22 protein-coding genes are annotated in these 18,902 nt (G+C 50.0%); 13 read left to right on the plus strand and 9 right to left on the minus strand.

The genetic code is table 11. The annotated features are described in order from the left end of the window. Positions 1–97: 97 nt before the first annotated feature. The 5 genes from icd to L462_RS18545 all read left to right on the plus strand — a co-directional run bounded on the left by icd (position 98) and on the right by L462_RS18545 (position 4,795). A complete protein-coding gene (gene icd / locus L462_RS18565) occupies positions 98–1,348 on the plus strand; it encodes an NADP-dependent isocitrate dehydrogenase (RefSeq protein ID WP_014169617.1) in 1,251 nt (416 codons plus the stop codon). Positions 1,349–1,937: 589 nt separating this feature from the next. Next, a complete protein-coding gene (locus L462_RS18560; RefSeq protein ID WP_050595734.1) occupies positions 1,938–2,984 on the plus strand; it encodes a glycosyl hydrolase in 1,047 nt (348 codons plus the stop codon). A 199-nt stretch (positions 2,985–3,183) separates the two neighbouring features. Beyond that, complete coding sequence (locus L462_RS18555; RefSeq protein ID WP_020884453.1) at positions 3,184–3,534, plus strand: DUF1304 domain-containing protein; 351 nt, start codon at positions 3,184–3,186, stop codon at positions 3,532–3,534. Between the two features lie 76 nt (positions 3,535–3,610). Then, positions 3,611–3,856, plus strand: a complete 246-nt coding sequence (locus L462_RS18550; RefSeq protein WP_014169620.1) for a YmjA family protein — start codon at positions 3,611–3,613, stop codon at positions 3,854–3,856. 243 nt (positions 3,857–4,099) lie between these two features. After that, on the plus strand, positions 4,100–4,795 hold the full coding sequence (locus tag L462_RS18545) for a hypothetical protein (protein WP_032677945.1): 696 nt from the start codon (positions 4,100–4,102) through the stop codon (positions 4,793–4,795). Here L462_RS18545 and L462_RS18540 read toward each other — a convergent pair. Further along, positions 4,792–6,303, minus strand: coding sequence for an EAL domain-containing protein (locus L462_RS18540; RefSeq protein ID WP_025204430.1), 1,512 nt, complete (start codon positions 6,301–6,303; stop codon positions 4,792–4,794). The genes L462_RS18545 and L462_RS18540 overlap by 4 nt on opposite strands. Before the next feature lie 237 nt (positions 6,304–6,540). Here L462_RS18540 and L462_RS18535 point away from each other — a divergent pair, with 237 nt between their 5' ends. The 3 genes from L462_RS18535 to L462_RS18525 all read left to right on the plus strand — a co-directional run bounded on the left by L462_RS18535 (position 6,541) and on the right by L462_RS18525 (position 10,239). Then, on the plus strand, positions 6,541–8,061 hold the full coding sequence (locus L462_RS18535) for an EAL domain-containing protein (RefSeq protein WP_082209474.1): 1,521 nt from the start codon (positions 6,541–6,543) through the stop codon (positions 8,059–8,061). A gap of 181 nt (positions 8,062–8,242) precedes the next feature. Continuing rightward, positions 8,243–9,715, plus strand: a complete 1,473-nt coding sequence (locus L462_RS18530) for a sensor domain-containing diguanylate cyclase (RefSeq protein ID WP_032679672.1) — start codon at positions 8,243–8,245, stop codon at positions 9,713–9,715. 275 nt (positions 9,716–9,990) lie between these two features. Beyond that, the gene (locus L462_RS18525) at positions 9,991–10,239 is read left to right on the plus strand and encodes a GlsB/YeaQ/YmgE family stress response membrane protein (RefSeq protein ID WP_006174788.1); all 249 of its coding nucleotides are present in this window, start codon (positions 9,991–9,993) and stop codon (positions 10,237–10,239) included. A gap of 54 nt (positions 10,240–10,293) precedes the next feature. Here L462_RS18525 and yoaJ read toward each other — a convergent pair whose 3' ends face one another. Genes yoaJ through L462_RS18520 form a run of 3 tightly spaced genes read right to left on the minus strand, consistent with a single transcriptional unit; the run spans position 10,294 to position 11,541 of the window. Next, positions 10,294–10,368 (minus strand): protein YoaJ, encoded by a 75-nt coding sequence (gene yoaJ / locus L462_RS25730; RefSeq protein WP_071605476.1) that lies wholly within the window; start codon positions 10,366–10,368, stop codon positions 10,294–10,296. Further along, positions 10,369–10,467, minus strand: coding sequence for a YoaK family small membrane protein (locus L462_RS25020; protein ID WP_014883431.1), 99 nt, complete (start codon positions 10,465–10,467; stop codon positions 10,369–10,371). A 45-nt stretch (positions 10,468–10,512) separates the two neighbouring features. Continuing rightward, the gene (locus tag L462_RS18520; RefSeq protein WP_032677946.1) at positions 10,513–11,541 is read right to left on the minus strand and encodes a sensor domain-containing diguanylate cyclase; all 1,029 of its coding nucleotides are present in this window, start codon (positions 11,539–11,541) and stop codon (positions 10,513–10,515) included. Positions 11,542–11,845: 304 nt separating this feature from the next. Here L462_RS18520 and L462_RS18515 point away from each other — a divergent pair, with 304 nt between their 5' ends. After that, on the plus strand, positions 11,846–12,100 hold the full coding sequence (locus L462_RS18515) for a putative hemolysin (RefSeq protein ID WP_020884447.1): 255 nt from the start codon (positions 11,846–11,848) through the stop codon (positions 12,098–12,100). 80 nt (positions 12,101–12,180) lie between these two features. Then, the gene (locus tag L462_RS18510) at positions 12,181–12,486 is read left to right on the plus strand and encodes a nuclear transport factor 2 family protein (protein WP_020884446.1); all 306 of its coding nucleotides are present in this window, start codon (positions 12,181–12,183) and stop codon (positions 12,484–12,486) included. Here L462_RS18510 and L462_RS18505 read toward each other — a convergent pair whose 3' ends face one another. Beyond that, on the minus strand, positions 12,487–12,831 hold the full coding sequence (locus L462_RS18505; protein WP_014169629.1) for a DUF488 domain-containing protein: 345 nt from the start codon (positions 12,829–12,831) through the stop codon (positions 12,487–12,489). Between the two features lie 151 nt (positions 12,832–12,982). On the opposite strand from L462_RS18505, the gene L462_RS18500 reads away from it, so the two are divergent. Next, on the plus strand, positions 12,983–13,690 hold the full coding sequence (locus L462_RS18500; RefSeq protein ID WP_014169630.1) for a CTP synthase C-terminal region-related (seleno)protein: 708 nt from the start codon (positions 12,983–12,985) through the stop codon (positions 13,688–13,690). A 30-nt stretch (positions 13,691–13,720) separates the two neighbouring features. Here L462_RS18500 and L462_RS18495 read toward each other — a convergent pair whose 3' ends face one another. Next, entirely contained in the window at positions 13,721–14,908 is a 1,188-nt protein-coding gene (locus L462_RS18495; protein WP_014169631.1) for a CynX/NimT family MFS transporter, read from the minus strand. Positions 14,909–15,007: 99 nt separating this feature from the next. Here L462_RS18495 and L462_RS18490 point away from each other — a divergent pair, with 99 nt between their 5' ends. Further along, positions 15,008–15,799: an AraC family transcriptional regulator gene (locus tag L462_RS18490; RefSeq protein WP_014169632.1), complete on the plus strand. Its 792-nt coding sequence runs from the start codon at positions 15,008–15,010 to the stop codon at positions 15,797–15,799. Here L462_RS18490 and L462_RS18485 read toward each other — a convergent pair. After that, positions 15,783–16,229 (minus strand): DUF441 domain-containing protein, encoded by a 447-nt coding sequence (locus L462_RS18485; protein ID WP_014169633.1) that lies wholly within the window; start codon positions 16,227–16,229, stop codon positions 15,783–15,785. The two genes, L462_RS18490 and L462_RS18485, sit on opposite strands and share 17 nt — an antisense overlap. A 145-nt stretch (positions 16,230–16,374) precedes the next feature. On the opposite strand from L462_RS18485, the gene yoaI reads away from it, so the two are divergent. Continuing rightward, entirely contained in the window at positions 16,375–16,479 is a 105-nt protein-coding gene (yoaI, locus tag L462_RS25460; protein WP_014169634.1) for a small membrane protein YoaI, read from the plus strand. A 20-nt stretch (positions 16,480–16,499) separates the two neighbouring features. Here the strand turns inward: yoaI and L462_RS18480 are convergent, their stop codons facing one another. Continuing rightward, on the minus strand, positions 16,500–17,000 hold the full coding sequence (locus L462_RS18480) for a YbaK/prolyl-tRNA synthetase associated domain-containing protein (protein WP_014169635.1): 501 nt from the start codon (positions 16,998–17,000) through the stop codon (positions 16,500–16,502). Positions 17,001–17,253: 253 nt separating this feature from the next. Beyond that, on the minus strand, positions 17,254–18,357 hold the full coding sequence (locus L462_RS18475; RefSeq protein WP_032677947.1) for a glycosyltransferase family 9 protein: 1,104 nt from the start codon (positions 18,355–18,357) through the stop codon (positions 17,254–17,256). Positions 18,358–18,902 lie beyond the last annotated feature (545 nt).

Consider the following 18,902-nt stretch of genomic DNA (forward strand, 5'->3'; position numbering starts at 1 on the left):
CTTTCATGGCGTCGGACAATCAGGTACTATCGAAGGGCTCATTACAATTTATTAACATAAGATCAGTAACAACCAGAAGCGCTCGAAGGAGAGGTTAATGGAAAGCAAAGTAGTTGTTCCGGCGGAAGGTAAAAAGATCACCCTGCAAAACGGCAAGATTAACGTTCCTCACAATCCGATTATCCCGTTCATCGAAGGTGACGGTATCGGTGTAGACGTTACCCCGGCAATGCTGAAAGTGGTTGATGCCGCTGTTGAGAAAGCCTACAAAGGCGAGCGTAAAATTTCCTGGATGGAAATTTACACCGGTGAAAAATCTACTCAAGTTTATGGCCAGGACGTTTGGCTGCCAGCTGAAACGCTGGACCTGATCCGCGACTACCGCGTTGCTATTAAAGGCCCTCTGACAACTCCAGTCGGTGGCGGTATTCGTTCCCTGAACGTTGCGCTGCGTCAGGAGCTGGACCTGTACGTGTGTCTGCGTCCGGTTCGTTACTATCAGGGCACCCCAAGCCCGGTTAAGCACCCTGAACTGACCGACATGGTTATCTTCCGCGAAAACTCAGAAGACATCTACGCGGGCATCGAGTGGAAAGCGGACTCTGCTGACGCAGAGAAAGTGATTAAATTCCTGCGCGAAGAGATGGGCGTGAAGAAAATTCGCTTCCCTGAGCATTGCGGTATCGGTATCAAGCCTTGCTCCGAAGAAGGGACTAAACGTCTGGTGCGTGCGGCCATTGAATACGCGATCACCAACGACCGTGACTCTGTGACGCTGGTTCACAAAGGCAACATCATGAAGTTCACCGAAGGCGCATTCAAAGACTGGGGCTACCAGCTGGCGATGGAAGAGTTCGGTGGTGAGCTGATCGACGGTGGTCCATGGCAGAAGATCAAGAACCCGAACACAGGCAAAGAGATCATCATTAAAGATGTGATCGCCGATGCGTTCCTGCAGCAGATCCTGCTGCGTCCTGCTGAATATGACGTTATCGCCTGTATGAACCTGAACGGTGACTACATCTCCGACGCCCTGGCGGCGCAGGTTGGCGGTATTGGTATCGCCCCTGGTGCGAACATCGGTGACGAGTGCGCACTGTTCGAAGCGACCCACGGTACGGCACCAAAATATGCCGGCCAGGATAAAGTGAACCCAGGTTCTATCATCCTGTCTGCAGAAATGATGCTGCGTCATATGGAATGGTTCGAAGCCGCAGACCTGATCGTTAAAGGTATGGAAGGCGCGATCAACGCGAAAACCGTTACCTATGATTTCGAACGTCTGATGGAAGGCGCTAAGCTGCTGAAATGTTCAGAGTTTGGCGACGCGATTATCGCGAACATGTAATCCAGAGTCTGGGTTAAACAAGAACGGGAGCCGATGGGTTCCCGTTTTTTATTATTCGATTTCGTACGGTTATCAAAACCCCTCCTTCAATAGCATTTACCGTCCACACTCTACCGGGCCATCATGAGCTTTCGCCGTTTGATTCGGCGATGTATGCCCCAAAATTTCTTGAATATCTTAATTCCACGTCTCACTAAATTCATTGTTATGGTGTCCGGCCTCACCCGGTGCCGCGCTCATGAATACCTGATCTGACTTATCGGGTACGACGCGATTACGGTGAAACTCTCATTAATTCTCTTGTCAGCATAACTTTCTGGTGTGCGGAATATCACTCGTATTACGGGAGATAGCACAACGTGAATTAGCATCATTTTAAGCAGACGGCTGATATAAATATCCCTGTCGCAGCAAGTTGTTTAATCAAACGGTATTGCTGCGCTGGCACTTTCCGCGGTAGTGGGAAAAGTGAGACAAACTGTACGAAAAAATAAAGTCGGGTAATGTCGGTTTTATTGTGTACATAGCAAACACGCATGGTCATTCATTGCCATGTATTTTCCAATCGAGACGTAAGGATATTCTACAAATGAGTACTTTTACTGTAGTACCCGCAAATCAGTCTGCAGATAATAATGCGAAAATGATTTATCAGTGGTTGAGTGGTCTGTCCGAACGACAGGGTAAAAAGCTCATTTCAGGTATTTTTGGTGGCTATAGCAATATCGGCGGCGTCGATGCTTTTTCCCTGCAACAAGGAAAAGACCTGCAGGCCCTGACCGGGAAATTCCCGGCTATTTATAGCGCTGACTATGCCCGTGGCTGGGATGCCTGTACCCCTGGAGAGGAAGCCAGTTTGATCGATTTTGGTTGTAATGCCGATCTGATCGACCACTGGAAAAAAGGCGGACTGGTTGCGATCAGCCACCATTTACCAAACCCTTGTTTTGCGGGGAATAATCCAGGTGATGGAAAGGGGGCTCTCAAGCATCCTGTGAGTAATGATGAATTTTCTGCAATCTTACAGTCTGGAACACCGGCGCGTGGGCGCTGGCTGGCAATGCTTGATAAGGTCGCTCAGGGCCTACAGCAACTGAATGAGAAAGGTGTCACCGTCTTTTATCGACCCTTGCATGAGATGAATGGCGAGTGGTTCTGGTGGGGGGCAACCGGTGAGAATACAAACGATACTGTACGTATGGATCTGTATCGACGCCTGTATCAGGATATCTTTAACTATTTCGTTAAAACGAAAGGGTTAAACAATTTACTCTGGGTCTTCTCTCCTGATGCAAACCGGGATTATAAGACATCTTATTACCCTGGCGCAGAGTATGTTGATATTACTGGCCTGGACTTGTATACAGACAATCCTGCCACTGTAAACGGTTACGATGAAATGGTGGCATTGAATAAGCCGTTTGCCTTTGCAGAAGTGGGGCCATCAACAATTAACGGCCAGTTTGATTATGCAAACTTAGTGAGTGTTATTCTTCAGAAATACCCTAAAGCAACCATGTTTATCCCCTGGAACAATGACTGGAGCCCGCTGAAAAACCTGAATGCCTCTGGTGCATACAATAATGACCGGGTAATAAATCTCGGAGATGTATGGAACGGCAGCGTTTTGAGTTAATGTACGTTCCGGTGTCACGTTGATGCACCATATAAAATGGTTGAAGTCGCTGGCCCGATCGTTAACGCTATAGAAGATGCTAAAATGTTCAGAGTCTGGCGACACGATCATCGCGAATATGTCATCCAGATTCTGGGTTAAACGTGAACGGGGGCCAGAAGGTCCCCGTTTTTTTCCTCTGCCTGCGGGAGACTGCAAGATGTTAGCTACGATCCTTGTCGCTATTGTTGCATTAATTCATCTCTACATACTTGTGCTGGAAATGTTCCTGTGGAACACAAAAACAGGCCACAAGGCATTTAATCTCAGCCCTGATTTTGCACGCGATACCCGCGTGCTGGCCGCAAATCAGGGGCTGTATAACGGTTTTCTGGCGGCGGGACTGCTCTGGGGACTGTGGCTTGGTGAAAGCGGTGTTCCTGTGGTCTTCTTCTTTTTGACCTGCGTGCTGATTGCGGGCATTTACGGTGCCATGACCGCCAGCCGAAAAATACTCTATGTTCAGGCTTTACCGGCGCTGGCTGCATTGATTGCATTGTGGTTACGTTGATTAACAAGGCTTTGGTCTAAGAGTGCCGTCCGATATACTCAGGCATTACCCTTAAAGGTCAGAGAAGAGACTGTTTATGCACAATGAAATTCCACTTAAATATTATGACATCGTCGATGAATACGCGTCGGAAGCCGCGGAGCCGGTAAGTGAGGCAGAGCGCGATCCTCTTGCCTGTTATTTCCAGTTGCTGCTCACCCGTTTATCGAACAATGAAGAGATCAGCGAGGAAGCCCAGCAAGAGATGGCCAGTGAAGCCGGCATCCGTAGCGCGCGCATTGATGATATTGCGAACTTCCTCAATCAGTGGGGAAATGAATAGTCCGCCTCAAAAACCGTTGTGCTGATGCTTTGCTAAACAGCTCAGCATCACGCTATCGGACCACATGCATTTTTTATCCGGGATGTGCGTTGAGGGTTTACCGATGAGCAGGGCGAAAATAACGATCAGGAAAAAGAGTACCAGCGGAAACAACAGAGAATTTTTCACGTTTTAACCAAATGAGAGTGTGCTTCAGGGTAATCTACGGTCTGAATGTGACGACTATATGTTTTTAGGAAAGAAATGGAAACGTCTGATCTGGAAAAACATTACCACGACACCAACGCGAAGACGCTGGCGCTCTGGGAAAAGCGGGACGGTATCGGAGCGGTAAGGGAGCCGTTTTATGCTACGCAAAAGCTCGCACTGGCGACAGGTTTCCAGCCGGAAATGGCCGCGTCTGTCGACATGTTGTTTCGGGAACTGCGGGCGTTGACCCGCCACGACTCGTTAGTAGACCTCCAGCCGCCATCCGGCTTCCATTTCACCTTCGTACCCATAACGCTCCCTCTCTACGACGAGAATGCACCGTTACCGGCGAAGACGCATCAGCTTATCGACGCATGGACCCCTTTCGCCGGTCTGGGTATCACGGTTCGGGAACTCAGGCTGGTGGCATTGCCCAACCAGCTCTTGCTTGCAGGCATACCCGATACACTTGCCTTGAGGCAGCGGCAGGCGTTTTGTGAATGTCTGTTAACCACGGACTGGCAAGAGGCGTTGCGCTTACGCCATGGCAATACCCCTTTGCCAGCGCCGTTCTGGCACACTACGCTGTTACGCTACCAGGCAGACTGTCTGCCTGAATCGCTGAGGGCGTTTTTCCGTGAGCGCCGCATGCAGCGTTACGGTGAGGTTTGCGGAGAGCTAAAACTCAACGTCGTGAATTATAACTGGACGTTATGCAGAGCCGTCACGTCGTCAATGTTGACATGCTAACGCGCTGGTTTTTGCTTATCGTTGTTAAGTTGCTGCGTCAGTTCATCAATGGTCAGTGATTTAGAGAAATACCATCCCTGAATCAGGGCATCAGGATACCGATCTGCGATAAAGCGATACTGCGTTTCGCTTTCCACACCTTCAAAGACGAGCGTTTTATTCAGTCTGGCGAGGGCGTCACTAAAGATGACGAATATATTCTGTTTATAATGCTCATTAATACCATCTACCAGCGATTTATCTATTTTGATCTCATCGTATTCCAGAAGCGATATGCGGGCGAGGTTAGAGTTTTGCACTCCAAAATCGTCAATTGATATTCTCACACCCAGTGATTTTAACGCCTGACAAAACCCTTCGAGAACATCCGCAGTGGAGACCGCCTTTTCAGAGAGTTCAACTTTTATCAAGGAGAGTGGAATGCTATTCACTAAACACTCACGACACAGAATCTTAATGAATTGCCCGTCTTCAATCTCGGTTCGACCAATGTTTAATGAAATCACCAGCTGATGTTTAATCGCCAGCGAGGCGATTTCTGCCAGGGATTTTTCGATGATATTGATATAATACTTTTGATACAGGCCAATTTTCTTAATTAAGGGAATAAAGAGCTCAGGCGATACCTCTCCATGATTGTTATCGCGCCATCTCGACAGAACTTCAACGCCCACCATTTTTTTATCCTGGATTCGAATAATGGGCTGGTAGTTAACGCTGATGGTATTGGCTTTTACCGCGTTAACCAGCGTGCGCTCCAGTGAGAACCGATCTTCATAGATGCGGAAGAAAAACAGCGTGATCGCTATCCAGATGAAAGCCAGAATTGCCGTGAGAAGGGTAAACACCACCAGCGACAACGAAGCCAGCCCTGCGTTGTGATGCTTCACGATCACACACAAATCCCATACGGCGCTGCACTGCGTCAGGGTTAAGGTAAAAAGATTCGAATGCAGCCAGCTCTGTTCTTTTATCACCGGGGAGGCTGAGAAAAATGTTCTGCCGAAATCTTTGGTCGTTGTACTCAGTGAATAGTTCGCCGTAATCGGCGTGAACTTATCGTAAGCATAGCGGGAGGTGAATATAATCACGTTATTATAAATTGCCGCATTGCCTGTAAAAAAATCTTTTCTGGAAAACTGTGCCAGAAGAAAACCCCGTGGCGTTTTATGCAGCTCTGCAGGAAGGGCAACGGGAGTGGCGAGTTTACCCCAAAAAGCAGTACAGGCTATTTTCCCCTTTTCAATAAAGCCGATATCCCCGAAATAGAGGCTATCTAACTTTATCTGCCTGTAACTATCGAGACTGGTTTTATCACAACCCTGTGTAGTAATGCTTTTGAGCGCCTGCGCCACACTTTGAGAGAGGCCTTCTGAATATTGCAAAAGGGAATGGGAAACCTCGAGCTGTTTGCTCTTTTGCTGGGCTACGATAACCGCATTAACCGCGTAGAGAGAGAGGGCGACCAGCAACGTTGAAATGATAGCAACGGCAATGATCTTTTTCATTTTCCAGTGGTCCCGTCCGCTCCCTGATTTCACAAATCTTAACACAGCCAGGGCAAGGCACAAGCCTGATAATAACGGAGGTTTATCTTATTCAGTCAGAGTAACTCATGCGGAAGTACCAGTTTTTTAAGATAAATCTTAACTAAACTTTTCACATTGCTTTAAGCAGCGCAGAGTTTGCCAGGCGATCGCCTTATACAGGTCATAAATGAGCATTTTTCTCTTAAGGAAAAAATCGTGCGCAACGTTATGCTCCCCATTCTGTGTGCCTTATTTGTGTTTCTGAGTGGCATGCTGATCATTAACTGGCAGTTGTGGCATATGGCCCGGTCAAATTATGCCGAAATCGCCGCCGCAAGCACGCGTAAAATTGAGGCCATTCTTGCTGAGGCTGTCAGTGCTGCAGATACCGCAAAACGGGTCGCCGCTGCAGGGTGTACCGACACCGGACAGCGTGAACTGGGTTCGGAAGCTGCGCTGAAACCGCATCTTCGCGCCATTATGATTGAGCAGCAGGGCAGGATCGTCTGTACCTCCCTTCCCGGAAACGGCGTATTGATTGTTCGCCCGCAGACGCTGCCCAACAAAGAATTGATGCTGCTCCCCGGTAATCGCCTGGTGAACGGCATTCCGGTGTTACTTTTCCAGATGCCCGTCGCGAAAGGGCGCGTTATCGTAAGCGTTAGCGATGCGCATTTGCGGGATGTTATTGCGAGTGCAGCAAACAGCACGGGACTGAGGCTGGTTGTTGGCGAAAAAGCGATAGCCGGCGCGGGCGATGTGAGCGGCTGGCCCCCCGTGAAGTGGGTGGGCTCCTTAACTGCATCGGCACATTTTCCGTTTAGCATGGCCTGGCAGCCTCCCGCCTTTTTCAGCCTGACGCGTTTACTGCACCAGGGATGGAGCCTGATACTGCTTATCCTTGCGTTATCTGCGGCTGTTGGCATTCTTATCCGTCGCTACAGGGGGAAAAGCAACTCGTTTGAAGACGATCTGCGTAAAGCCATCATCCACGGCGAGATCGTTCCGTACTATCAGCCGATCGTGAATGGCGATACCGGCGGTTTGTATGGCGTGGAAGTACTGGCAAGGTGGAAGCACCCAAAATCAGGCTTTATCCCACCGGATGTTTTTATTCCGATTGCCGAGCGCAGCGGTCTGATAATTCCGCTGACCAAAGGGTTAATGGCGAAAGTGGTGACCGAGCTTAAGCCGCTTTTGCCTAAGTTGCCGGACGGATTTCACATCGGGGTGAACATTAGCGCCAGACACATCAATGCGCCTTCTTTTATCGCTGACTGCCGGGTCTTTGGAAAAGGCTTTTATGGTAAAGAGGTCAAACTGGTTCTCGAAGTGACCGAGCGTGAACCGCTGATCGATAATCCTCATCTGGTGGAAAATCTCAATGCGTTACATAACGCCGGTTTCGTCATTGCGCTTGATGACTTTGGGACCGGGTATTCCGGACTCTCCTGTCTGCACGCGCTGGCGATTGATTATATTAAAATCGATAAAAGTTTCGTGAACCGGGTATCAGAGGCGAAAGACTCTACGATCCTGCTGGACTGTGTGATTGACCTGGCGAAAAAACTCTCACTGCATATCGTGGCTGAAGGGGTAGAAACGAAGGAGCAACTGGACTATCTCAACCGTAATCAGATTACCCTGTTGCAGGGATACTATTTTGGTAAACCGGTCTCGTATAAAGAATTTATTAAAGTCATCTTATCTAAGCCGCTGGAGAAGGTCAGTCTGTAAGAGATTTTTTTCTGTGAAAGGGGCCCAGTAATAATATCTGATGCCCGTTTGCGAAAAGCGAAATATCATCAGATTTCTGTTGTATGCTTAAGTGCAATTCATTTTCCTCTTATCCTGAGCTTTGTTACAGTGACTCTAGTTGTCAGCCAGGGATGTCAGGCCTGATAAGGTGGAAGAGCTCGTGCATGTGAAAAATACTTTTTACACAACAACTATTACCGTCATCATTGTCTCATTGATCATTTCGCTGTCGCTTGCCGTCCAAATTACCACGTCCAGGCAGCAGTCAATCCAGCAAATAAATACCAGTGTTGCCAACCTGAGCCATACCTTAGACGTGTACAGCGAAGGGATCATGCGCCAAAGTGAAATGTTGATTACTTCGGTTTCAGACATAATCAAAATTTATGGCATGACCCCACAACAGGCCAAAAATATCCAGCGGATGATAAGCAATCAGGATAATCTTCTTATCCAGATAAATAATGTGGTTGTTTACGATGCGCAAGGGAATATTTTTACGGCACTGCATGAAAGTTTTTCCGGACCCCGGAAAGGGGTGGACAGGTCGTTTTTTATCTACCACAAAGAAAATAAGAGCCAGCAGATTTTTATTGGCCAGCCGGTGGTCAGCAGAACGAATGGTAAATGGGTCATAACCATTAGTCGTCGGCTGGAAACCCCTACCGGCGCGTTTAACGGTGTCGTTGTGGTTACGCTGGGTATCGAAAATTTTCTGGCGTTATACGGGCAGATCAATATTGGTCACTCAGGCGTGATCGGCTTAACAACCCAGTCAGGCGTGTTGCTGGTACGTCATCCGTTTAAAAATAATTACATCGGCGCGATTGTTTCGGATTCGCCTCTCTTCAGGACATACCTCAAGGTACAAAACGCGGGTATCGCCAGCTCTGTCTCACGGTTTGATAAAATCGAACGCATTTATGCTTTCGAGAAGAACAAGCGCTACGGGCTCGTCACCACCGTGGCGGTCAGTACGCAAGAAGCGCTCGCCCCCTGGCGCAAGCAGGCTCTCCAGCTTTCTGTACTCATTTTGGTTTTTACCGCGATACTCATTGCGGCGTCCTGTTTCCTCTATTCCGATTTATCCAGAAAAACACGGGATAACAGGGCGCTGAAGATTATTGCGTCTGAAGATGCGCTAACAGGGCTTTTCAACCGACGCATTTTTGATGAAAAAATTCTGTCAGAAATTGCGGCCTGTGCGGCCAGCGACGCCCCGATTTCGGTGTTGATTGTCGATGTGGACTACTTCAAAAAATACAACGATAACTATGGTCATCCCGAAGGGGACCGCTGTTTAACCCTGCTGGGAAATAGCCTCAGGGAGAGCCTCAACCGGGACAACCAGGTTGTGGCGCGCTATGGTGGGGAAGAGTTTGCACTGATCCTGCCAGACACGGATATCCAGGAAGCGCTCCGCCTCGGTCAGACGATCATTCGCAATGTCTTTTCGCTGCATATTGAACATGCTTTCAGTCCCTTCGGGCGGGTCACGGTTAGCGTCGGGATCTCCACTGCGCGTGCCGTGGATATCGCGGGCAGCCAGCAGAACATCATTATAGCCGCCGACCAGGCGCTCTATCAGGCAAAACGTGCAGGGCGAAACCGGCACGCTTTTGTAGCGGTGTAGGCAAAAAAAAGCCCACTCTAGAGTGGGCAAGAAATACTGGAAGCAATGTGAGCAATGTCGTACTGAATACCTGAGTGTTTCGCTCAACTATTCAGTGTTGAGAAAGATAATCTTTCTCAACAAAAGATGCAACCCCACATTTCTTGTGGTGCTGTTGATGAATAAACGCGCACTCTCTCACTGTGATGCTTATCACAAATTTCCTTTCTGAAATCCTGTGCTATCCTTTCTTGTGTCGTTGATTTAATGACAAAAACCATACGGAGAGGAAACTTATGGGAATTTTATCCTGGATTATCTTTGGGCTTATTGCAGGTATTCTGGCGAAGTGGATTATGCCGGGCAAAGATGGCGGTGGGTTTATCGTCACCGTAATACTGGGGATTATCGGTGCAGTGGTGGGCGGTTGGATCAGTACGCTGTTCGGCTTTGGTAAGGTCGATGGCTTTAACTTCGGCAGCTTCGCTGTCGCGGTGATCGGTGCGTTGGTTGTTCTGTTTATCTACAGAAAAATCAAAAGCTAAGCCTGATAAATGTTGAAAAAGGCTGCCATATGGCGGCCTTTTTACGTGGTGGGTTTACCACCAGCCTAGCTGCGAGCCTGCAACAGCCACGATTGCCACGATCAGCATAATGAGGGTTGTTTTTCTCATTTATGCCCCCGGAGCAGCGTAACCACCGACAAAAAACCAGGCCAAAAACACTACCGCCGTTATAAAAATAACGACCGGGAAGAGGATCCCTATTCTCATACCATCACCTGTTTCGGTTTTTATAACGCCGTAGAGTGTACGGGGTTAATCCATCGCGAGAAAGCGCGTTTTGCTTTTTCCTTTCTTATGCTGATACATCGCGACATCAGCCGCGCGTAACGCACTGTCCGGATCGGTCACGGTGGGGTCAACTTCAATCACACCGAAGCTGGCGCCAGGATAAATAATGTTCACGCTCCCCAGCCAGTATTCTCCTGCAATACGGGCGTCGAGGCGCGTTTTAAGCAGGTTAATCTGTGTGCTCTCACCCGTACTGTTGGTCTGGCTAAGCGAGGCCACCAGAAACTCATCACCGCCCAGCCTGCCAATTATTTCGTCCGCCTGTTTTTCTTCAGTCAGACGTTTGCCCACTTCAATCAGGAACCGATCGCCTGATTCATGCCCGTAACGGTCGTTAATCAGCTTGAAATCATCAAGGTCGATAAACGCGATGATGGCGTTGCGTTTAAGGTGCTTTGCCAGTGAAAACAGGGTCGTCAGCTCTTCGAAGATGGCGCGGCGGTTTGGTAATCCGGTAAGGGCATCGGTATAAGAGTGCGCAATGAGTGCCGCATTGGCTTCCCGAAGCTGGATCACCAGCGACTCTTTCTGAATATACTGGGCAATCAACCCGGCAAATAATTTCAGAACTTGTTCACCGCGGTCACTGGGATGTTTCTTTTCCGTGCTGGTGGCGCAGAGCGTGCCATAGAGTGAACCATCCGCAAGGTGAATAGGGATACTCATGTAGGTTGTAATGCCAAGGGCTTTCGCGGCATCGCAATCCGGCCAGCGCTCAGCCACCTTGTAACTGAACAACGTACCACTCTCAATGGCGCGCTTACACAACGTGTCGCCCCAAGGAACGCTCAGCCCCTCAGGGATCTGCATCTGCTTGCTGTTGCGGGCGTAGAGGATATGCTGCAGCCGCGCATTGATATCGACCTTCGTCAGGTAGGTGGACTCCATTTCAGTCACAATCTCCAGCATCTCCAGCAGCTGGCGGACGAGACTTTCAAGGGACTGCTCAGTGGCGAGCGTTTCTGAAACACGGGCAAGGATAATATCCGACATGACGTAGGCTCACTCCCATGCAGAAGACGTCTGCATCTGCATGTTATGCTGAATTTTTCGACTTCGGGCATAGTAAAACATGAATATAAAAATTTTAATATTCATCACAGGGGAGCGGGGGAGAAAAAAAGCCCCGATGTTGAGACCGGGGCAAAGACATCTTGATTACGGAATGATGTTCTCTGGTCATTGAGAACACGTGCCACTGTAGTGTGGAAAAGTGCAGTTAAGATGGAGAAATCGTGGAGAAAGCGGCGGTGACCCGTTACCCTTAAAGTCTGATGAAGTTAAAAGGATCAATGAGATGAGATTACTGCTTCTGGCACTGGCGTTACCGCTGGCCGCCTGTACCTCCAAAACATCCCCGCCTGATGCCCCGAAACCGCCCCATGTTATCGGGATGGCTAATCCCGCCTCCGTCTACTGCCTGAATAAAGGCGGGGAACAGGTCCCGGTTCAGAGCCCGCAAGGGGTTCGCACGGAGTGCAAGTTGCCTGGCGGCGAAGTGATCGATGAATGGGCGCTTTATCGTCGCGATCATCCGCAACCTGCCAGGTGACAGCGGGACAGTGGCTGCGGTACACTTCTCTTTAGGATTATTCTTAGCCTTTCGATGGCTACCGTTATCGTGAGAGAAGTATGTTTCAGCTTAAACCGGGCAGCATGGCGATGATCATCGGTGCCCGCACGGCGTCCGGCCGTCGTAATATTGGTAAATCTGTTGAACTGTTTGGCCTGTGTCAGCCCGGCCAGCGTTTCGTTAACCCGGTCAATGGCGTCATGACGCAGTTACCCACCACCTCGGATCGCGCGCTTTGGCTGGTGACCGGTGATGTCTTCGCGTTTGACAATCAGCACGGCTTTGCGTTTATTCGTGCCGAACATCTGATGCCGCTTACCCCGGATACGGCGCCGCAAATCCTTGATGAACTGATGATCGACTGACTAGACATTACGCAGCCAGTCGGCTAACACCAGGGCGTGATTGTGTTCCTTATCTTTCGCGCCATAGAGAAGGGTTAAGGTCTGCTTGCTGGCCAGCGCCGCAAGACGCAACCCCTCGTCCTTGTGCTGCGCCAGCTCTTCCCGGTACGCCTTGCTGAAGGCGTTGAAATCAAGGGTTTCGCTATGAAACGCCTTGCGTAAATCATTGGACGGGGTGAGCGTTTTACACCATTCATCATACGCGAGATCGGTTTTCTTCACGCCACGCGGCCAGAGTCTGTCTACCAGCACCCGATAACCATCGTCCGGGCTTGCCTGTTCGTATACGCGTTTACACTGGATCATCTTTTCTCCTCACCTGCGGCAAAACGTTCTGCGTATTACTCTAGCACTTTGTCTTTACCCACCCAATTTAAGGTATTGTGATAATTGCAGAAGATCGGTAGTCTGAGGTTCCTTATGTTATCTGCTAATACTCAGGCATAAGGAACCTTTCATGGAACACCTCCCGGCTAAAACCACACTGCGCATTGCGCTGGTTGGCGATTACAATCCCGATGTTATTGCGCACCAGGCGATCCCGCTGGCAATTGACGACGCCGCTGCCGTTCTTGACCTCACCGCTGATTATGACTGGCTCGCGACCACGGAACTGACCAGCCCGGAAGATCTGGTGGGTTATGACGCTATCTGGCTGGTTCCTGCAAGCCCGTACAAAAACACGGCGGCGGCCTTTATCGCTGCACGCTACGCACGCGAAAACAGCATTCCCTTCCTCGGCACCTGCGGCGGGTTTCAGCATGCGCTGATTGAGTACGCCCGTAATGTGCTGGGCTGGCACGATGCGGCGCACGCCGAAACGGATACCGAAGGCACAATGGTGATTGCGCCATTAACCTGCTCGCTGGTGGAAAAAACCGATGCAATTGAGCTGCGCAACAATACGCTCATCGCCAAAGCCTATGGCAAACCGGAAATCGTGGAGGGATATCATTGCAATTACGGTGTGTCGCCGGAATTTGCACGGGAGCTGGAGAGCGGCGAAATGCGCGTCACCGGCTGGGACGAGCAGGGTGAAATTCGCGCCGCGGAGCTACTGACCCATCCGTTCTTCGTGATCACTTTATTCCAGCATGAACGTGCCGCGCTGGAAGGTCGACCGGTGGTGCTGGTACAGGCAATGCTGCGCGCGGCGCGCGGATAAAAAAGGCAGACCTGGTGGTCTGCCATTCTACTAACGGGGCGTGACCTCCCGGTCACGCCCGGCAAGCATACCGCAAACGGCCATGATCACGGCGGCCAGTGCACAGGCCAGAAGCGGATACCGCCAGTCACCGGCAGCATCGTGAATTTTGCCCATCAACGGCGGGCCACAGGCGGCCAGCAGATAGCCAACCGACTGTGCCATGCCGGACAAGGCCGCGGCCTGATGCGCAGAGCTGGCGCGCAGCCCGATGAAGGTCAGGCCAAGGATCATCGTTGCCCCGGTACCAAAACCAAACACCAGCGTCCACATGACCGCCATTCCCGGCGCAAACCACAATCCTGCTGCGCTTATCGCGCACAACAGCGCCACGACGCCGGCGATTGCTCGCTGATCCTTCAGACGATGGAGGATCAGCGGCACAGCGAGACCCGGAACGGCGGTGGCCAGCTGTAAGAGTCCGTGCACAGAACCCGCCTGGGCTTCGCTATACCCGTGGCTGAGCAGGATCGCCGGTAGCCAGCCGATGATGACATAGTAAATCAGCGAGTTAATCCCCAGAAAAAGGGTGACCTGCCAGGCGAGGGCAGAGCGCCAGATGGCGCGGTTATGTAACGCGCCTGCACCGGTCACCGTCGCAACGTGTTTCTGACGCCACTGTGGCAGCCAGAGCAGTAACGCCGCCAGCGGAAAGGCCATCAGCATTAGCAGGGCGCCATGCCAGCCGGCTTCCCCTTGCGCCAACGGAACAATCAGTGCGGAACCTAACGCCGCGGAGATCCCCATCGTCAGGGAATACGCACCGGTGAGTCTGGCAACCTGTCCCGGGAAGTCACGTTTAATTAACCCAGGCAAAAGCACATTGCCCAGTGCGATACCGCAGCCAATCACCGCCGTACCGATGAAAAGCAGGGGGGCGGAAGGCAGGGAGCGCACAGCAATGCCGACGCAAATCAGCAGCAGGGCGATAAACAGGCTGCGCTCCATGCCGATACGCCGGGCAACACCTGCGGCGAGCGGAGAGATAAGGGCGAAAGCCAGCAGAGGCAGGGTGGTCAGCAGACCGGTTTGCGCCGTACTCAAGCCATAATCGAGACGAATGGTATCGAGCAGCGGTGCTGCTCCGGTAAAGGTGACGCGAAGCGTAGTGGCAATCATCAGGATACCTGCGATGAGCAGCGCGCCCTGTTTTCCTGAAACCCGAATTGCAGTAGTCATTGTGTTCTCATACGTTCAAGCGAGCGCACACAATACCGATTTTCTCCACGGTTGAAATCAGGCTAAAATGACAGTTTATCGCTAATATCGGACAACCTGATGATTGGTCTCGGACTGGACGGCTACGATCCCGATAGCCAGCATGATGCGGCTGTCGCGTTTCGCATCCGCGTGGTGGCGCAGGAACAATACATTCCGCGACACCAACACCGTAAGGGACAGCTGATTCTGGCGCTGGGGGGAGCCATCACCTGCGAAGTGGAAAACGCCATGCTGATGGTACCGCCCCAGTATGCCGTGTGGATCCCTGGCCAGATGCCGCACAGCAATAAGGCCACGCCGGGTGCCCAGCTTTGCTTTTTGTTTATTGAACCCGGAGCGGTAAGTTTGCCCGATCGCTGCTGCACCCTGAAGATCTCCCCTCTGGTGCGGGAACTGATCTTATCGCTGGCGGAAAAATCACGTGAAGCGCTTTCGCTTGCTGCCACATCGCGTCTGGTGGATGTTCTTTTTGACGAGCTACCGCTGCAGCGTCAGGAACATTTGCAACTGCCCGTTTCGCCTCATCCAAAAATCCGGCTGATGAGCGAGAAGATGGCGGAAGAGCCTGCCGCCTGGCAGACGCTGGCGCAATGGGCAAGCCACTTTGCCATGAGTGAGCGCAATCTGGCGCGCCTGGTGGTGAAAGAAACGGGCCTGAGCTTTCGCCGCTGGCGGCATCAGCTGCAGCTTATTGTGGCGTTACAGCTGTTGATTGGGGGAAAGTCGGTACAGCAGGTGGCACAGTCGCTGGGGTACGACTCCACCACCGCGTTTATCACGATGTTTAAGAAAGGGTTGGGGCAGACGCCAGCGCGCTATATTGCCAGCCTGACTATGACTTCCCGATAAACAGTGAGACCAGCCCGGCCGCAATCAGCGGGCCCACCGGAACGCCACGAAAGAGCGCTACACCGAGCACGGTTCCCACCAGCAGACCGGCCACCAGCGAGGGCTGGCTGCTCATCAGCGTAACGCCACGCCCGCCCAGCCACGAGACAAAAACGCCTACCGCTATCGCTATCAGCGATTTCCAGTTCACAAACGAGTGCAGCAGCGTCGAGGCAGGCAGCGTACCGCTGGCGATAGGTGCCATCACCCCAATGGTCAGAATGATGATCCCGATGGTGAGACCTTGTTTTTCTATCCACGGGAAAAAGGTGTTTAACGGGGTCACGCGCACAATGATCAGCACCAGAATTGAGATAGCGACGGTGGTGTTATGGCTGACAAAGCCCAGCGCAGCGAGGGCCAGAAGAATGAGCAGAGTCGGGTCAAACATAAGGAATCCTTGCCAAAAGAGTAAGCCTGCTTACTTTACGCGGAAACACGGCTGAAGACAGTTTTTAAAAAGATTTTACTGCTGTCATAACCCTGTCATTTACGGGGGATAAAACAGGGGCAGGCATCGAAAAAGGGGCGCAAAAATGTACGATCACATGTTTGTCGAAACGCTGATCATCTCTTCATCGTTTTTCGCTGTTGCCATTATCCTGGTCGCGTCAGTTATTTTTCTGGAAAAAAAAGGCTGACGGGATGCCAGCCTACACGATTACGCTTTATGGAACGTCACCAGCTCAGGACGGGCGATACGCAAATAATCCTGCGTATCCATAATCACGGATTTTTCCAGCAGACCGGCGTTAAACGCGATTTCATCAAAACGCTCAAACAGGAGCGGGTCGGCCACCAGTGCCAGATCGGGATGGAAGCTAAAAGGCGGAATGGCGCCAAAAACGCAGGCGGTCAGGGTATCGACTTCGGCAGGGCTTGCGAGAGACGCTTTTATCCCCCCAAAATGGCTGGCAAGCTGGCTTAAATCGGCCTGCAGATCGGCGGCGAGGATCGCCAGAACGTGTTTTTTTACGCCGTTTCCCTTCACCTTACAGACCAGTGCTTTTGCCCCTTGCCCCAGATCGGTTCCGCGGATCTCACTCACCGCTTCGCATTTCCCCACGGCGTCATGCTCCATGACGCGAAATCGTGCGCCCTGCTGGGTTAACAACGTAATGAGTTGCTGGTGGGTTGTTGTTCCCTTAACGTCATCAGACATAGCGATTTACCTGTTAAATACCAATACGCAGCGTTTAACCTTAGCACAGAATATTTCGCCGTTGGTATAGAGGTTGCTGTTGGGCGATTGCTTTACCCGCTGATTATGTGTCGGCATCAGAAGAGATTATATCCAGCTGCAATGTGCAGGTGAGATCGGAGAAAGATTTAAAAACGCTTAACAGGCATGAAGCTTCTCAGGTTTCATAAAGTGAAAGTCCTGAGAAGCGAGAAAAATTACAGATGTGATTTCTTTATCTCGAACTATTATCGGCGATACTCTTCAATTGTTCGTCAATAATATTCAGTATAGGCCGAACATCAGTATCCATCACGCGGCGCTCTTTCAGTCTAACCTGGATAGCTGATTCATAGTTTGGCCCCCAGACATCAGCATTATCTGCCTGAGCGACAAGCATTTTAAATGGATAGAGGCAAATTAGTTTTTTCTTAAATGCTCTGGATACATGCACGAATGATGTATCTGGAGAAATCACGAGTGCACTCTCTTTTATGATTTGTGCAGCCGAAAAGAATGAGGGCAATGAACTCTTAGTGACATGATCTGCATCGGGAATAGGCTTTATTTTATGTTGTTCGCCAAGAATGATTAAGTGAAAAGTATCTTTATATTTAGCCATGTGACTGGTAATGGCCTCAATCTGCGCTGTTGAGAAGAAACGTTCACTAACACTGCCGTAAGGAATGAACGCAACCTTTTTTTTATCAGTGGTTTTCTTAAGAAAATCCTTTGCTTTTTGTACATCGTCGTCAGGTATGAGCACAGTGTAATCATAGTTCTGTGCCGATATCCCCAGATGCTTCAGGAAATCAATGTATCTTGTGCTTATATGTGACAAAGGGCAGCTAATGTTAATTACTTCGTCATAGATACGATACTTCCTGGTAAAACCGATTGTTTTGTGTGGTTTTATTAGTCTGATTAAATTAAATGTTTCGACATTTGAATGAGTTATTTCATGCGAGTCAACAAATACAAAAGGTGGAAGTTCCCTTAACACCTTGATTAGCATCTTTTTGTTGTTAGGTTCATAAAAGTAAAGAGCTTCTAAATTGTGCCATTCTTTGAAGAGAAAGTGCGTCCTTTTATCTGCAATAACAGAGACCTGAAAATTGTTTCTTACCAGAGTCTCAATCACACCACCAATGACAATAGCATCACCAATCCCTTTACCAATGAAGGGGATAATCAGATGGTTTGTGCCCGACCCATGTCTCGTTCGAGAAGTACGCCCCTGAGCGGCAATCATACTCAATAAGTTAAGTTTTAACTTAAGTTTGATCCTTTTCAAAAAATAGTTTTTAGATCTGTTTGCTTTTTTTATCCATCGAAACATTAAAGACTCCTTGAATACTTATCTGGTGTTAGTTAGCGTGGTACCAATTTCTTTTCATTTTGGCTAAAAGTCAGCTCGACATCCATAAAAATAGTATATGCATTCCCATCCACGAGGAGGCTCTCCACCCGTATATTACCTGTAGTGATTGCTACCAGTCAGTACTGCGAGGTAGGCCACCTGTGCGTCAGTAAGCTCTGGCGCCCCCTGGAGTTGGGTAAGTTGTTCTGCCGTCGGTGGAGAAATAATTTCAATGGCTGCATAACGCATCTGTGAAAAGGCCCTACGGGGCTTAATGCTTAAAATTATGTGTAAATGGCCGCGAGTTGATGACTCTAACACTGGAGGTAAGGTGGATTCAATGTTCGGTTTTGGTAGGTCAGCAATACGTTCCTGCTTTGGGCAATTTTTATGCGCCTGTTGTTCTTCCTTCTCCGGATATGCTTATCCTTAGTTTATCGTATAGCTTATCCAACAAACATATAACCCTGGTAGGGGTGTGCCAATATCGGAAGAAAGAATTTTAGTCAAACATGGGATTGTTG

Origin of the sequence: Enterobacter sp. BIDMC 26 (genome assembly GCF_000534435.1) — a bacterium.
Classification (GTDB): Bacteria; Pseudomonadota; Gammaproteobacteria; order Enterobacterales; family Enterobacteriaceae; genus Enterobacter; species Enterobacter ludwigii.

Coding starts and splice junctions, on each gene's coding strand:
- icd (WP_014169617.1), top strand. CDS start 98: ATGGAAAGCAAAGTAGTTGTTCCGGCGGAAGGTAAAAAGATCACCCTG.
- L462_RS18560 (WP_050595734.1), top strand. CDS start 1,938: ATGAGTACTTTTACTGTAGTACCCGCAAATCAGTCTGCAGATAATAAT.
- L462_RS18555 (WP_020884453.1), top strand. CDS start 3,184: ATGTTAGCTACGATCCTTGTCGCTATTGTTGCATTAATTCATCTCTAC.
- L462_RS18550 (WP_014169620.1), top strand. CDS start 3,611: ATGCACAATGAAATTCCACTTAAATATTATGACATCGTCGATGAATAC.
- L462_RS18545 (WP_032677945.1), top strand. CDS start 4,100: ATGGAAACGTCTGATCTGGAAAAACATTACCACGACACCAACGCGAAG.
- L462_RS18540 (WP_025204430.1), bottom strand. CDS start 6,303: ATGAAAAAGATCATTGCCGTTGCTATCATTTCAACGTTGCTGGTCGCC.
- L462_RS18525 (WP_006174788.1), top strand. CDS start 9,991: ATGGGAATTTTATCCTGGATTATCTTTGGGCTTATTGCAGGTATTCTG.
- L462_RS25020 (WP_014883431.1), bottom strand. CDS start 10,467: ATGAGAATAGGGATCCTCTTCCCGGTCGTTATTTTTATAACGGCGGTA.
- L462_RS18520 (WP_032677946.1), bottom strand. CDS start 11,541: ATGTCGGATATTATCCTTGCCCGTGTTTCAGAAACGCTCGCCACTGAG.
- L462_RS18515 (WP_020884447.1), top strand. CDS start 11,846: ATGAGATTACTGCTTCTGGCACTGGCGTTACCGCTGGCCGCCTGTACC.
- L462_RS18510 (WP_020884446.1), top strand. CDS start 12,181: ATGTTTCAGCTTAAACCGGGCAGCATGGCGATGATCATCGGTGCCCGC.
- L462_RS18505 (WP_014169629.1), bottom strand. CDS start 12,831: ATGATCCAGTGTAAACGCGTATACGAACAGGCAAGCCCGGACGATGGT.
- L462_RS18500 (WP_014169630.1), top strand. CDS start 12,983: ATGGAACACCTCCCGGCTAAAACCACACTGCGCATTGCGCTGGTTGGC.
- L462_RS18495 (WP_014169631.1), bottom strand. CDS start 14,908: ATGACTACTGCAATTCGGGTTTCAGGAAAACAGGGCGCGCTGCTCATC.
- L462_RS18490 (WP_014169632.1), top strand. CDS start 15,008: ATGATTGGTCTCGGACTGGACGGCTACGATCCCGATAGCCAGCATGAT.
- L462_RS18485 (WP_014169633.1), bottom strand. CDS start 16,229: ATGTTTGACCCGACTCTGCTCATTCTTCTGGCCCTCGCTGCGCTGGGC.
- yoaI (WP_014169634.1), top strand. CDS start 16,375: ATGTACGATCACATGTTTGTCGAAACGCTGATCATCTCTTCATCGTTT.
- L462_RS18480 (WP_014169635.1), bottom strand. CDS start 17,000: ATGTCTGATGACGTTAAGGGAACAACAACCCACCAGCAACTCATTACG.
- L462_RS18475 (WP_032677947.1), bottom strand. CDS start 18,357: ATGTTTCGATGGATAAAAAAAGCAAACAGATCTAAAAACTATTTTTTG.